At 49.0% G+C, this 14,799-nt stretch carries 13 protein-coding genes; all 13 read right to left on the reverse strand.

Annotated features, from left to right (window positions below; translation table 11 throughout):
• Window positions 1–44 precede the first annotated feature (44 nt).
• Window positions 45–1,298: a cell division protein FtsA gene (ftsA, locus tag AB1L17_RS19115; RefSeq protein WP_015892089.1), complete on the reverse strand. Its 1,254-nt coding sequence runs from the start codon at window positions 1,296–1,298 to the stop codon at window positions 45–47.
• 142 nt (window positions 1,299–1,440) lie between these two features.
• Window positions 1,441–1,788, reverse strand: coding sequence for a small basic family protein (locus AB1L17_RS19120; RefSeq protein ID WP_007717721.1), 348 nt, complete (start codon window positions 1,786–1,788; stop codon window positions 1,441–1,443).
• Between the two features lie 2 nt (window positions 1,789–1,790).
• Window positions 1,791–2,537: a DUF881 domain-containing protein gene (locus tag AB1L17_RS19125; protein WP_412846675.1), complete on the reverse strand. Its 747-nt coding sequence runs from the start codon at window positions 2,535–2,537 to the stop codon at window positions 1,791–1,793.
• 20 nt (window positions 2,538–2,557) lie between these two features.
• Window positions 2,558–3,268, reverse strand: a complete 711-nt coding sequence (locus AB1L17_RS19130) for a DUF881 domain-containing protein (protein ID WP_412846676.1) — start codon at window positions 3,266–3,268, stop codon at window positions 2,558–2,560.
• 22 nt (window positions 3,269–3,290) lie between these two features.
• A complete protein-coding gene (locus tag AB1L17_RS19135) occupies window positions 3,291–4,076 on the reverse strand; it encodes a cell division protein FtsQ/DivIB (RefSeq protein ID WP_412846707.1) in 786 nt (261 codons plus the stop codon).
• Between the two features lie 130 nt (window positions 4,077–4,206).
• Window positions 4,207–5,463 (reverse strand): UDP-N-acetylglucosamine 1-carboxyvinyltransferase, encoded by a 1,257-nt coding sequence (gene murA / locus AB1L17_RS19140; protein WP_412846677.1) that lies wholly within the window; start codon window positions 5,461–5,463, stop codon window positions 4,207–4,209.
• A gap of 15 nt (window positions 5,464–5,478) precedes the next feature.
• Window positions 5,479–6,384 carry a UDP-N-acetylmuramate dehydrogenase gene (murB, locus tag AB1L17_RS19145; protein ID WP_412846678.1) on the reverse strand — a complete coding sequence of 302 codons (906 nt, stop codon included), beginning with the start codon at window positions 6,382–6,384 and terminating at the stop codon, window positions 5,479–5,481.
• Between the two features lie 104 nt (window positions 6,385–6,488).
• Window positions 6,489–7,592 carry an undecaprenyldiphospho-muramoylpentapeptide beta-N-acetylglucosaminyltransferase gene (gene murG, locus AB1L17_RS19150; protein WP_412846679.1) on the reverse strand — a complete coding sequence of 368 codons (1,104 nt, stop codon included), beginning with the start codon at window positions 7,590–7,592 and terminating at the stop codon, window positions 6,489–6,491.
• An 81-nt stretch (window positions 7,593–7,673) separates the two neighbouring features.
• On the reverse strand, window positions 7,674–8,768 hold the full coding sequence (gene spoVE / locus AB1L17_RS19155) for a stage V sporulation protein E (protein ID WP_412846680.1): 1,095 nt from the start codon (window positions 8,766–8,768) through the stop codon (window positions 7,674–7,676).
• Window positions 8,769–8,833: 65 nt separating this feature from the next.
• On the reverse strand, window positions 8,834–10,198 hold the full coding sequence (gene murD, locus AB1L17_RS19160; RefSeq protein WP_412846681.1) for a UDP-N-acetylmuramoyl-L-alanine--D-glutamate ligase: 1,365 nt from the start codon (window positions 10,196–10,198) through the stop codon (window positions 8,834–8,836).
• Complete coding sequence (gene mraY / locus AB1L17_RS19165; RefSeq protein WP_412846682.1) at window positions 10,195–11,166, reverse strand: phospho-N-acetylmuramoyl-pentapeptide-transferase; 972 nt, start codon at window positions 11,164–11,166, stop codon at window positions 10,195–10,197. Before mraY ends, murD begins: the two co-directional genes overlap by 4 nt.
• Before the next feature lie 42 nt (window positions 11,167–11,208).
• Complete coding sequence (locus AB1L17_RS19170; RefSeq protein ID WP_412846683.1) at window positions 11,209–12,687, reverse strand: UDP-N-acetylmuramoyl-L-alanyl-D-glutamate--2,6-diaminopimelate ligase; 1,479 nt, start codon at window positions 12,685–12,687, stop codon at window positions 11,209–11,211.
• A 152-nt stretch (window positions 12,688–12,839) separates the two neighbouring features.
• Window positions 12,840–14,768: a stage V sporulation protein D gene (locus AB1L17_RS19175; protein WP_412846684.1), complete on the reverse strand. Its 1,929-nt coding sequence runs from the start codon at window positions 14,766–14,768 to the stop codon at window positions 12,840–12,842.
• Window positions 14,769–14,799 lie beyond the last annotated feature (31 nt).

The following is a 14,799-nucleotide window of genomic DNA, read 5'->3' on the forward strand; positions in this document are numbered from 1 at the left end:
CCCCATCTTCGTCATTGTAGTTAACCTCGGCAAAGCGAATTCCCCTAAATAAATTCGCTAAACCAGTTTTTCACTTTTTCCATCAAACCGCCGCCTTCTTTTGGCTTCGACGAGACGGTTTGCTTCTGAGTGCCCTTGAATGAGGGGGTGACGCGAATGCTGCGGCGCTCCATCAACTGCAAGGCATATTGAATCAAACCTACCCCAGTGGTGTAGGCAGGATCTCGCACTCCGATGTAATCAGGAATCGCGATACGAACAGGTGCGTCCAACTCTTCTTTTGCCAATTCCAGCATGCCTGGCATCGCTACGGTACCACCCGTCAGAACGTAGCCACCTGCAATCTCGTCGCGATAGCCCAATTTGTATACAGCATCCTCGACTAGTTGGAATATTTCCGCAGCGCGCGGCTCGATGATATTGGCCAAATCCACTTGTGTAAATTGCTTTTCCACTTCGCTGCCAATCCGGTTCACCTTGAACTTCACATCTTCGGATGCCTCGTCAATCAGGGCGCAGCCGTTTTTCGTTTTCACGCGATCTGCTACATCTGTATGTGTGCGTAGTCCAAGTGAAATATCGCTCGTAATGTGGTCGCCACCGATGCCGATCACGGTGGTCGCTGCCAGTTTACCCTGCTCGAATACACCGATCGTGGTAGAACCCGCACCGATGTCGACAAGAACGACACCCATATTTTTGTCATCTTTGGATAAAGCGACAGTGCTAGCCGCAAGCGGTTGCAAGAATATTCCAGCTACACGCAAATTGGTTCGTTGAGCACAGCGAACAATGTTATGTACGACCGTTTTCAAACCGGTCACAATGGTCCCTTCCATTTCCAGTCGAACACCAATCATCCCACGCGGATCCTTGATGCTTCCTTGTCCATCAACGATGTACTCCTTCGGAACTACCTCGATGATTTCACGGTCTGGAGGAATAGCCACAACCTTCGCTGCCTGAATTACGCGTTGAATATCTTCTTCTCGTATCTCACGGTCTTCGCTGGATACAGCGACAACCCCTTGGGTTTCATGCAGATCGATATGGTTTCCAGTGATCCCCACATACACTTCTTCGATTGAAACGCCGACCATGCGCTCTGCATGATCAACCGCTTCCCGGATGGCATGCACGGTTTGGTCGATGTCTACAATCACGCCCTTCTTGATGCCTTCTGAGTGTGATTGTCCGACGCCGATGATGTTGATGGAACCGTTGTTGATCTCGCCGATCATGACGCGTACTTTGGATGTTCCAATGTCTAGGCTGACGATGAGTTCATTGCTTACCAAACCTGTGACACCTCCCCTGCTACGTCTTTTTTGTTGCTAAAGTGAGAACACCTGCATAAATTATTCCACACAGGACAACCATTCCCTTTTTTTCATATTGATTTTTTGTAAAAAAATGACCTTCTTCCCATTTTTCTTCGCGTTATTCTTGCTGATTGATCCATTTAGATAGAACAATTCTCCTAATTACTGCGAGATTGTTAAACAAGCGAACACCGAAAGCTACGATCGCAGCCAAATATAGATCAATCCCCAAGAATCCTCCGATGAAGGCCAAGCCTGCTGCAAAAAGCGTGTTAAAGAAAAATCCAGACATGAAAATACGAACATTAAAAGTGCGTTCTAAAAATGAACGAATCCCCCCAAAGATCGTATCCAATCCAGCCAAGAGGGCAATAGAAAGATAGCTGCTATACTCCTGGGGCACACGCCAATCCAGCAGGAAGCCGACAACAAGACCGACAATCAGTCCGATAAGCGGGAGCCACATGGTTACGAATCTCCTTTTTCTTTCACAGGTTTCATAAATTGAATGACACGTGTTTCGTTATTTGCTGAAATCATCAGCTTGTCCCGTTTTTCGGCCAGCACCTTTTTATTCGCCAGCTGGAAGCTTTCTTCTACTCCCTCCAGCTTCAAAGCGGATAACAATACTTCAGGCTCCCCCAATGCTTTTATCTCATACGGAGCTCTGATCGTCCTGGTATCGATTTGAATGACGTCTCCCACGTTGCGGATCGCAGTGGTAGCAATCAGTCGATGTCCATTAATCGAGACAGCTTGTGCTCCGTTTGCAAACAGGATATTTACCAACCAGCGCAAATCTTCATCGTCAATCGTATAGTCGCCTACAACAGGCACAGGCATATGCTCGTCCATGGTTGTTTCCTCAGGCGTATGGGCATCAACGACATCAATAACGATGCCTTCTCCCTCTACACCAACCATGCCAGCCATCCGCCGATTCCGTGCCAGCTCCTCTTTCATGACAGAAATACTCTCATCTTCACTGAGAGAGGTTTCGTATTGGTAGTACAACTGATTGTACTTAGAAATGTCTGCGAGCAGGTTTTTGTGTTTCTCCAGTTCTTTTTGCAACGTGGTCCGAAGTTCCGCGATGCTGCGAGACTCTTTATGAATAGGATGCAGACTGCTTCGTAATTGCACAGTCAACATCACACCTATGATAGCACTAATGATGGCAAGAATAAATGTGATTTTACGGCTTTTTTGTAACATAGGTAAACGCATCCTTTTATTTAGGAGTGTTTCGTTTTCGCGTCACCAACAAATGCAGGCAGCTCCACCCGCTCTTTTTTGGCTACGTTGATTTGTACAAAATCTTGCAAGGAGTGCAAAACACCTCCCGGCAAATTCAAGGCACTGTCCAGTGTGTCAGGATTTCCGATCGCTGTTACAACGAACGGGGCGGCTGATTTAATCCCGTTTACGATGATGGTAGGACCGATGCATCGGATCTCGGAGTTGCTCACCACCCGCTGTCCGTTAATACTGATCGCCTCTGCGCCTGCTGCACGCAGCTCATTGACGACAAGACGTACATCTTGCTCATGTACGATGTAGTTCGCGATGTCTGCGCTGTTGGCTGCGTTTTGGCTATCCTGCATCGTAATGACGATACCCGGCCCTTCAACGGCAACGACACCGGCTAACATCCGTGCTGCTTCCAGCTGACTGAGCGTATCAGCAGCCTCCGACTTGCGCTCGGCCATCGCCTCCTCCACTTTTCCCACCTGACGCTGCAAATCGAGCAGTTGATTTTCCAGATGACGATTTTGCTCCTTCTCTGCCAAAATCCGGTCATTCAATTGCGTTTCCTGCTGGAACAACTGATCATGCATCCGTTCTTTGCGCGTGAGCTTGTTCGTTTCAAAGGAAGTGGCTACTAGAAAGCCGGTAGCAAAGGTCACGACGGTTAAATACAAATGAAACTTGCGACGACGACTCATTGTCTGCTTTCCCCTTTTTTATTTACTGCGGCGGTTGCTCTTGCCCTTCCTGTAGTGGAATCGCACCTTGAGCCCCATAAGGAACAAACCACGGCTGCTCAAACAAAGAAAGCACACCTTTTGTATCTGGCGGCAATTCTTTTACGATAGCCGGGTACCAGTTCAGCATCTTGTCCAGCTTGTAGATGACGCTTCTTACTTCATTCCCGTCTCGCATGTACAACGTTACACGCTGCTTGTCGTGTACCGTTGGCGTCAGTGTAATATCAGAAATTTCCGCGAGTACATCTGGCGATAGCTTGGATAGTGACTTCGCGAGATTGGGAAGAAGTTCAGGTGAGGCCCAAGAACTAATCAACGGCCTGTCCACTACACGTTTCGCGAAATTAACCTGTTTGAGCACATAGCCTGTTTCTAGCAACGCATAGCGGCTTCCGTCCTGCCCATTCCAAAAAGCGACTCGTTTTTGCTCGGTAATATGTAGCGTGATTAATCCGGGGAAAGAGCGACTCACAGTCACATCTTTAATGGCCTCTAATGGTTTCAAGTTATCTCGTACACTGTTCTCCCATACGTTTAAAAACTGCATGTCCTTTTTTAAGCCAGATTGCGCAATGATTTGCTCCGTCGTATAAATATCATTACCAATCACTCGAATCTCTTGCACTTTACTGTAAGGGGAACGAATAAAAACGATGATGAGAATGGTAAGAAAAAACAACACCAGTAGAAAGACCAGCTTGCGGTTGCCCCTTCTTCTGGGACGTTGTTGCTTGACTTGCGGAATGCGTTCCTCATATACCGCCATGGCCGTACCCTTTCTCATGTTTTTAGGCTCATCGCCCAGAACATAGTTAATTACTGGATGTCTTCCGAATAAATGTCACTGAACAAAACAGGGAAAGCGGCATAACATTATGCCGCTCACTCTCCCTCGGTTATATCGAAACCCGTGAAATATCGGCCCCTAATTGACGTAACTGCTCTTCCAGCCGATCGTATCCGCGGTCGATATGATGGATCTGGTTCACCGTGGTAATGCCTTCTGCAGCAAGCCCTGCAAGTACCAAGGCAGCACCTGCTCGAAGATCTGTCGCTTCTACACTCGTCGCTGTCAATTTATTGACACCACGAATGATAGCTGAGCCAAGATCTACGTATATAGAGGCGCCCATTCGCGCCAATTCATTCACATGTTTGAATCTTCCTTCAAAAATGGTCTCCTTGATGACGCTCGTTCCCCTTGCCTGTGACAAGAACACCATCAGCTGCGCCTGCAGGTCAGTTGGAAACCCAGGATATGGCGAGGTGATGATCCGGTCGTAGGCACGCGGACGGGAGGTGCTTTTGATTTCCATTATATCATGGCGGGTCTTGATTTCAACACCGCAGCTACGGGCGACCTCAATCAATGCAGTCAGTTGCTCAGGCAGCGTATTGGTCAGTTCGATATGCCCCTGTGATATACCGACAGCTAGCAGATAGGTTCCTGTGACAATTCTGTCCGGTATGATCCGGTAACTGACGGAACGCAAACGAGGTACACCACTGATCTCAATCGTATCGGTGCCTGCCCCTCGAATCCTCGCCCCCATTGCATTCAGGAAATTCTGCAGATCGATGATTTCCGGTTCTCGTGCTGCATTGCAAATGCGAGTCGTGCCTTTTGCCAACACTGCCGCCATCATGATATTTTCCGTCGCGCCCACACTGGGGAAGGAAAGAAAGATATTGGAGCCACGCAATTGCTTTGCCCGGAATGTAATGTACCCTTCCGATTCTTCAATCTTGGCTCCAAGCGCAGTTAGCCCAGCCAAGTGCAAGTCAATCCTACGCTCTCCGATGTCACATCCACCTGGCCTGGAAATCGTGACCTCCCCGAGACGTGCCAGGAGTGGTCCCGCCAAAAATATAGAAGATCGCATTTGACTCATTAAATCATCCGGCACCTGCGGGACACAGACAGATGTTGTATTCAAATCGACACATCCGTCCACATGCTTCGTGTTCGCCCCAAGCAACGTCAAGATTTCGAGCATGACCTTTATATCTTTCAGATGGGGGACGTCATAGATATAGAATTGCCCTTCCGCGAGCACAGCAGCGGCAAGAATGGGAAGAGCAGCGTTCTTAGCTCCTTGGATCCGAAGCGAACCGGACAGAGGTCTTCCGCCTTCGATCGCAAAAGTCTCCAAACTTTCACCTCCGTGTTACCCCTCGCCCACCACCAGGACCTCCGAATGCAGATCAATCCCATTTTTCTCGAGAATGGTGCTCCGAACATGATTGATCAAGGTGAGGACGTCGGCAGCCGTTGCTCCTCCGCAATTTACGATGAAGTTGGAGTGTTTTTCTGAAACCTGAGCTCCTCCGATTCGATAGCCCTTCAGCCCAGCTGCCTCAATCAGTCGGCCTGCGTGGTCATTCGGAGGATTACGGAACACGCTGCCACAACTCGGCATTTGCAGTGGCTGTGTAGCGCGGCGTCGTTCCTTGTTCGCAGCAAGCGTAGCAGAAATCTCTTTGCTGTCTCCCGTTCTCAATTGAAAACGGGCCTCCAGTACGATCCCTTTTTGCTTTTGCAAAAGAGAAGTCCGATAGCTAAAGCTCAGTTCCTCGTTACTCAACACTTTACTTTCGCCGTTTTCGAAAAGGATCTCGGCATCAATAAGAATACGTGAAAGATCAGATCCGTGTGCCCCCGCATTCATATAGACGGCTCCGCCTACCGTACCAGGAATCCCTCCTGCGAACTCCATACCTGTTAATCCCATCTTGCCTGTCTCCACCGCCAAGCGGATCATGGAATATCCGGCACCCACACACACCTCTTCGCCCTTGAACTCACAGTGGCTCAAGCCCTCGGCCACTTTCAGCACGGCCCCACGTATCCCTCTGTCCCTCACCAGAAGGTTCGAACCGCGCCCGATTACACTCCAAGGAATTTCATGACGATGGATGATCTGCAAGGCTTTTTGCAAGGATGCTTTATCCTTTGGTTGGATTAACAAATCAGCAGGACCCCCGATCCGCCAAGTTGTATGATTAGCAAGGGGTTCATCGGTCCACACTTTTTCGATTCCTGCTTGCATGAGTTCATCTGCGATCTTTTTCATTATGTGAACCTCCTGATACGTTTGCTAGGTCGGACCTAGGTCTTCTCACGTGTTTGCTCCATACTATGCGTTCGCCCAGATCGGCGTGACAATCGCCCATCTGATCATTTTTTTCGTGTAATCGCTTGTAATTGATGGACAATCTCTGTCGCAGCTTGTGGCATTCCCAAGGACAGAGAACTGTTTCTCATCTCTTCCCATTTCGCAGGATTAGCAAGTATTTCCTCCAAGGAAAGCAGTAAACTTTCTCCCGTAAGCTCCCGCTCCACGATGACATGTGCTGCCCCTGCACGCTCCAATCCCCGCGCGTTTTTCTCTTGGTGGTTATTTGTTACATAAGGGGACGGAATCAATATCGATGGCACGCCTAATGCCGTGATTTCTGCCAGGGTAGATGCCCCCGCACGGCCAACCAATATATGCGTCGCCGCTAAAACATCCGGCATATTATGGACGAATGGAAGCACAGAAATGTTACTTGGAAGTGTTCCCAGCTCGCGAAGCTGTGCCGAAATCGCCTCAAAATGAACATCACCCGTCACGTATACAAAATGAGTATCGGCATATTGGCCCAATCGCGTCACAACAGCAAGCACAGCTTCATTAATCGCGCGCGCCCCCCTGCTGCCGCCAAAGATCAGCACGATTTTTTTGTCGTTATCCACGCCCAAAAAGCTACGACCCGCTTCCGCATTTCCATGCATGACTTCCGTTGCACGCGGATTTCCGGTCAGCACCGTTTTAGACGGGGGAAAATGAGTTAGCGATTCTTTGAACGAAACGGCCACACGTGTAGCAGAACGAGAAAGGAACTTGTTAGTCAAGCCTGGCACTACGTTTTGCTCATGAATGAGCGTCGGTATTCCCAAGCGTGAAGCTGCATAAACAACCGGGCCACATACATAACCACCTGTCCCGATCACGACATCCGGTTTGAATTCGCGCAGCATTCTCTTGGCATCCCCCACAGCGCGGACGAATTTCCATAACGTCTTCAGGTTGTCCAGCGACAGCTTGCGCTTCAGTCCGCTAATTTCGACGGATTGAAATGGAATGTTCGATCGAGGAACCAATCCTGCCTCCAAACCCTTTTTACTACCAATATACAAAAAGGCAGCCTGCGGATTTTGGAGGGAAACTTCCCTCGCCACCGCAAGCGCCGGATAAATATGTCCACCTGTGCCACCGCCTGTTAAGACGACACGCATATGATCACACCCTTTTTTTATGAGAGGGAGTACCAACAAGCTTTTTCATTTGCTTATCGCGTACTCCCCATTGAAGTTACGTTATCTAGAAAAACGAGAGATGTTCAACAGGACACCTACTCCGGTGAGCATCAGCGTCAAAGATGAGCCTCCGTAGCTCAAAAACGGCAATGTAATACCTGTCACGGGAAACATTCCAGTCACGACACCGATATTGATGACGACCTGAATGGCAATCATGCCAATGATCCCGAGCGCAAGCAGGCTGCCGAACAAATCTGGCGCCGTAATCGCTGTGCGCATCCCCCTCCACAACAACAAGAGGAACAAGAGAAGAATGAGCGTACCTCCGATGAAGCCGAGCTCCTCCGCTACAATCGAGAAAATAAAGTCGTTATAGGGCTCAGGTAAGTACAGATGCTTCTGTCTGCTTTGGCCTAGCCCAAGTCCTAACAAACCGCCTGGACCGATCGCGTAAAGGGATTGAATGATTTGATAGCCGGTATTGAGCGGATCAGACCAAGGATCGAGAAAGGACGTAATCCTTTTGATCCGATAAGGAGCTGACAAGACCAAGCCGATGAAGCCGACAACTCCGATCATTCCCAATCCGACAAAATGACTGATCCGCGCACCTGCGGCAAAAATCATGACAACCGCCGTTCCCATTAATACCGTACCTGTACCCAAATCCGGTTGCAGCATGATCAAGCCAAAACACAGAACAGGGATTCCCAAAGCAGGCATAAGACCTTTTCGGAACAAGACGATTTGCTTCTGATTATCAGAAAGCCACCTCGCCAGGAAGGCAACGACGCCCAGCTTCGCAAATTCACCTGGCTGAATGCCAAAAGCTCCAAAGCCAAGCCAGCTTTTCGAGCCATTTACTTCAATCCCGATGATCAATACCAGAATCAATAGACCGATGCTCACCAAATACCCTGGCTTGGCCCATTGCTTCCATACCCAGTAGTCGATGTTCATCGTAATGTACATGGAAGTAATCCCTAACAAGGCAAAGATCAATTGCCGCTTGGCGAAAAAATACGGATCGGAAAATGGAGGCTTTTGCGCCACGATCGCGCTGGCACTGTACACCATCACGATGCCAATTCCCAATAAAAAAAGTGTTGCAAAAATAATTACGAAGTCGGGGGCAGAGCGTACCTTGCTCATTGTGCCAGGTCATCCTTTCTCATGCCGTCCCGCTCTTGTCGTATACTTGTTTGTCTTGTGGGACGTTATGCTAGGCTTGTTTTAAGTCTATGCACGCCGTCCTTAAACATGCTCCCCCTTGTCTCAAACGAAGGAAACATGTCCCAACTCGCACAAGCAGGGCTCAGTAAGACCACATCACCTGATTCGGCCAACTGGGAAGCAGCAAGAACGGCTTTTTCCACAGTATCGACATGGATACGCTCATTAATCCCTGCTTCTTCTGCACGCGCCAGCAAAATCGGAGCCGTTTGCCCGAGAGCGATGACTGCTTTTACCCGCCCTTGGATCACAGGCAGCAGCTCCCGAAAATCGACGCCACGATCCAGCCCACCACAAATCCATACGACTGGCTCCTGGCATGCCTGCAATGCTCGCGAGGCCGCTTCCGGGTTGGTCGCTTTTGAATCGTTGAAATATTTGACACCGCGAATCGACTCAACGAACTCCATCCGGTGCTCTACCCCTGGGAAAGTAGTAAGAACTTGAATCATCGATTGCTTGTCCGCGCCTGCAAGCTTCGCAACAAGTATCGCCGCCAGTGCGTTGTCCAGATGGGGAACGGTAATGTCCGCAACCGCAACGATCGGCTCTGTATTTCCTTTCCCGTCTGCAAACACGATGAAACCATCCTTGACGAAAGCTCCCTTTGGCACCTCTTGACTCTTGCTAAAATAGTATTTGGCTCCTGGAAGGTCTTTGCACTTTTCCACAATCTCCGGTTGGTCGTATGGCAAAATAGCTGCGTCATCCGCCGTTTGGTTGGCGAACATTTTCAGCTTGGCTGCCAAATACTCCTCCATCGTGTGATGATAATCGAGATGAGCAGGATACAGATTGAGCAAAACACCGATATGTGGGCGGAATTCCATCGTCCCCATCAGCTGGAAACTGCTCAATTCGGCAATTAACCATTCGTTGGGACCAGCTTCCTCCGCCAGACCGCATAACACAGTACCAATGTTTCCTCCCACCTTCGCGTCCAGACCCGCTTCTTTGAAAATCAGGCCAACGAGCGTAGTGGTCGTAGTCTTGCCATTGGAGCCTGTAATGCCGATGATCGGTGCCTTGGCAATCTGGGAGGCAAGCTCCACCTCTGTCACAACAGGAATGTCTAGTGCCATCGCCTGCTTGATGGGTGCTGCTTCATACGGAATCCCTGGATTCTTGACGACAAGGGATACGCCTTCATGAATCAGATCATCTGGGTGATAACCGCAAATAACCGAAATCCCCAATGCTTCCAGCTCTTCCACACCCACTTGTTCTTCGCGCGGCTTTTTATCATTTACCACGACATGAGCACCAAAGCGGTGTAGCAGTTTTGCCACTGCGACACCGCTCTTTGCCATACCAATAACGACGACATGCTTATCGTAAAAACGTATCATCTAATTGTCACCACCTCAAGGTATACACCCAAACCAGCAAAGAACATACCAACGAGCCAGAACGTGACAACCACGCGCCACTCAGACCAGCCCGTCAATTCAAAATGATGATGCAAGGGGCTCATGCGGAAAATACGTTTTCCCCGTGTCTTGAAGGAGACAACCTGCATAATAACAGAGATCGTCTCGACAACAAATACCCCGCCGATAATAGCCAAAAGCAATTCTGTTTTCGTCATGATGGCGATTCCCGCCAATGCTCCACCGAGTCCAAGTGACCCCGTATCGCCCATGAATACGCGAGCAGGGTGTGCATTGAAAACGAGGAAGCCAAGGACCGCACCTACAACAGCCGCGCTAAAAATAGCCGTGTCATAATCTTGACCAAACCACGCGATGATTGCGTACGCACCAAAAGCAATGGCTCCAGTCCCGGCCAAAAGTCCGTCCAAGCCATCGGTAATGTTAACAGCATTCGTCGTACCTACCAAGAGGAACAACAGGAATGGGAAGTAGAAATAGCCAAGCTCCAGCTTCCACGGTGTACCTGGCAGATGGATAGACGTGTCATGTCCCATCATCAAGAGCAAGATATACGCTCCGATTGCCAGGACAATCTGTCCGGCAAACTTCTGTTTGGCGGTAAGCCCGAGATTGCGTTTTTTTCTAATTTTGATGAAATCATCCAAAAAGCCAATTAAACCGTATCCAAGAGTTACCAGTAGTAGAAAGTAAATTTCCATGGTTGCATTGGCAAACTTCAACACGGTAAATATGAGTGCCAATAGAATGATGGTGCCTCCCATTGTGGGAGTTCCAGCCTTCTTAAAATGGGATTGTGGTCCTTCCTCACGAATCGCCTGCCCAAATTTCAGGCGGCGAAGGAAGGGAATAAACAGTGGGCCAATGAGTACGGCGATGAGAAACGCAGCGACGATCGTGACGATTAGGACGTTGTCAACGAACATGCCCGAGCCTCCTTTCTTTCGATGCAGGGTATTGCATCTGTTCTATTCTTGGTTGTACCGGGCAATCGCTTCGCGCGCAACTTCACGATCATCGAAGGGCAACACCTGGTCTTTGATTATTTGATAGGTTTCGTGGCCTTTCCCAGCAATCAGGATAACATCTTCAGCCTTTGCAAGTGAAACGGCATACTCAATCGCTTCACGGCGATCAGTCAATGCAGTGTAACGGCTCTCTGCTACGTCTGACAAACCGGCCAGCATGTCATCGAGAATCGCTTGCGGCTCCTCTGATCGCGGATTATCTGATGTTAAGACGGTCAAATCCGCGTATTTCGTTGCAATTTGTGCCATAATTGGGCGTTTTGTTCGGTCCCGGTCGCCTCCGCAGCCAACAATGCAAAATACGTTGCCACGTGCAAATTCCTTGACTGTCATCAACGCATTCTCCAAGCTGTCAGGCGTATGGGAATAGTCAACGAGCACAGCAAACGGCTGACCCGCATCTACTGCTTCAAACCGCCCATTTACCCCTGCTACCTCTTCCAGACTCGCTTTGATCTCGTCTAGAGCAATCCCTTCTGCGAGTGTAACCGCGATGGCAGCCAAAGCGTTATACACATTGAACTTCCCCATCAGCTTCAGGTTAAAGCGGGCACTACCAGCGAAGCATTCGACCGTAAAGGAAGTTCCCTTGCTCGTAATCTCGATTTGTTTCGCCATTACATCTGCAGCTTGATCGATGCCGTATGTAATGACACGCGCGGGTGTAACTGTTGCATATAATTCAGATGCCTCATCATCAGCATTCAGTACAGCCGTTTTTAGACGGTTTGGATCGTAGTTGTTGCCTAACTGAGAAAACAACAATGACTTGGCGTAGCGATAGTTTTCCATCGTTTTATGATAATCGAGATGATCCTGCGTCAGGTTGGTAAATACCGCGGTATGGATCTCGCAGCCGCGAACGCGTCCCAGCTCCAGCGCATGAGAGGATACCTCGATGATCGCATAGTCTGTGTTCACATCGCACATGCGACGAAAGCTTCTCTGCAAATCTACAGCGTCCGGAGTCGTATTTTTGACTTCCTCCGTTACGTCTCCAATTCTCATATGGATCGTGCCAATTAAGCCTGTTTGCTTGCTTTGATCGCGCAAAATTTTGTCGATCAGATGTGTAGTGGTCGTCTTGCCATTCGTCCCCGTTACGCCAATGACTTTTACTTCTTTCGTGGGAGATCCGAAAATACGATCAGCCAGCATAGCCATTGCCCGCCGGGTATCCGGTACTCTGACAATAGTCGCTGGCACGTCCAGATCTTGTTCGGATAACACGGCAACAGCACCATTTTTCACTGCCTGGGCCGCAAACGTATGTCCATCCACGGTATACCCAGTCAGACAAACAAACAAGTAGCCGGGCTTTACCTGGCGCGAGTCTGCTGTCAAACCCGTAATCTCCATGCTGTCATCCCCTGAAACCTTTACTGGCAACAAAGGCATGAGCAGATCCCGTAGAAACATGAAACAGGCACCCCATTCTCCAACTAGTATAGACAGAAATGTAAACATTTGTACTTGGCTACGCTGATCAACTCGGCGCAGCCTTGACGAACAAAGGCAGAGCGAACGTAGACAAGCCTACTCCCCTCCGCCTTCGAAATCTCATTTTATAGCTAATTGGTCGATTTGTCACCAAGGTAGATGCGAATTTTTCCGCCCTCATTAATTTTTACTCCGGGAGCAGGTGACTGTTGAATGACGTACTGGCCTTTGCCTGAAACGACAAGTGGCAGTGTATCATACGTTGTCACGACGTCTCGCATCGATTGACCTACCATGTTCGGTACTTCAATTGGGGCTCTTTCTCCCAGTGCTTTGTTAATTTCCTTGGGAATGCCGTCTTTTCGTTTGGGTACATTCAAATGCTGGAGCGATGATTCAATAATACTTTTTACACTGGGGGCAGCAATCAATCCACCAAACGCCAGTGCCTTCGGATTGTCCACTGCGAAGTATACGACGATTTGTGGATCGTCAGCAGGAGCAAACCCGATAAACGATACGATATATTCCCCATCGACATAGCGGCCGTTTTTGACTTTTTGAGCCGTCCCTGTCTTACCTCCTACCCGGTACCCTTCAATATATGCCTTATTACCTGTTCCTTGAGCAACGACACTTTCCAGTGCATACCGGACTTTAGCAGAGGTATCCTCCGTAATGACTTGTCGAACTTCTGTCGGCAAGGTTCTCGCGACGACATCGTGTGTCACACTGTCTCGCCACTCTTTGGCTACAAACGGCTTCATGAGCTTGCCGCCGTTGATAGCAGCTGAGACTGCTACCATTTGTTGTATGGGTGTGACAGATACCCCTTGACCGAATGATGTCGTACCCAGCTCTACAGGTCCTACCTTATTTAAGTTGAATAATAACCCGTTTTCTTCACCGATCAAATCGATCCCTGTCTTTTGTCCGAAGCCAAATTTTTTGATGTAGTCAAATAGTCGTTCCTTTTGGAGCCGCTGACCCATCGTAACAAATCCAGGGTTACAGGAGTTCTCTACTACTTCCAGCATCGTTTCCTGTCCGTGCCCCTGTCGCTTCCAGCATCGCAATCGCTTGCCGGCCACGTTAATGAAGCCCGGATCGTAAAAGCCCTCTTTCAGATTCACGACGCCTTCATTTAAAGCGGCAGCCAGGGTGACAATCTTAAAGGTTGAACCTGGCTCATACGTTTTCCAGATAGGGAGATTTCTGTTGTACACCTCTGACGGGTAGTCTTTGTATGCGTCCGGTTGAAAAGTCGGGCGACTTCCCATCCCCAATATTTCCCCAGTCTTTGGATTCATGGCGATCGCCAGGACATCATCTGGCTGATAGGCGACAACCGCCTGGTCCAGTTCGCGTTCGATAAACGATTGAATCGTACTGTCTAGCGTTAAGTACATGTCCATACCACTTACGGGAGCGACATAATCTTCTGACCCGCCTGGCAGTACGCGCCCCTTCGCATCTGATGGAAACGAGATATGTCCCTCTGTCCCCATCAAGAAGGGGTCATAAATTTTTTCAAGCCCTGTCAACCCTTGGTTGTCGATACCTGTGAAGCCAAGAATATGGGCAGCCATACTTCCGTTCGGGTAAAAACGTTTCGTATCCCCCGCCAAGTATATACCTGGCAAGTTCAATTCCTGTATTTTTCTCGCTTTTTCAAGAGACAATTTTCTTCCGCCCGGGATCTGGTTGTTGCTCATTTCTTTTTTGGTAATCGCACGAAATACGTCTTCTTCTTTTTGCTCCAAAATGACGGCCAGCTGTCTCGCTGTTTCCTTAGGGTCCTTGATCTGCGCTGCAACCGAAACCAGTGTCGGTACCGTCATATTCGTCACGAGTTCATTGCCACTTCTGTCTAAAATACGACCGCGATTGGGTTGAAATTCAATCTCCCGCTTGAGTAGCTCATCCGACATTTGCGAGAGCTTCGGTCCCTCTATCAATTGCACATAACCCAATCGGGTGACAAGCGCTGCGTACAAAACCACTCCAACAATCAAGACAATAAAAATACGACGACGTACAGTAGCATTGGATACCCGCAAAGCGAGTCCCCCCTCGAATAGGTTGTCTCTA

The sequence above is a fragment of the Brevibacillus jepli genome (assembly GCF_047229145.1).
GTDB lineage: Bacteria > Bacillota > Bacilli > Brevibacillales > Brevibacillaceae > Brevibacillus.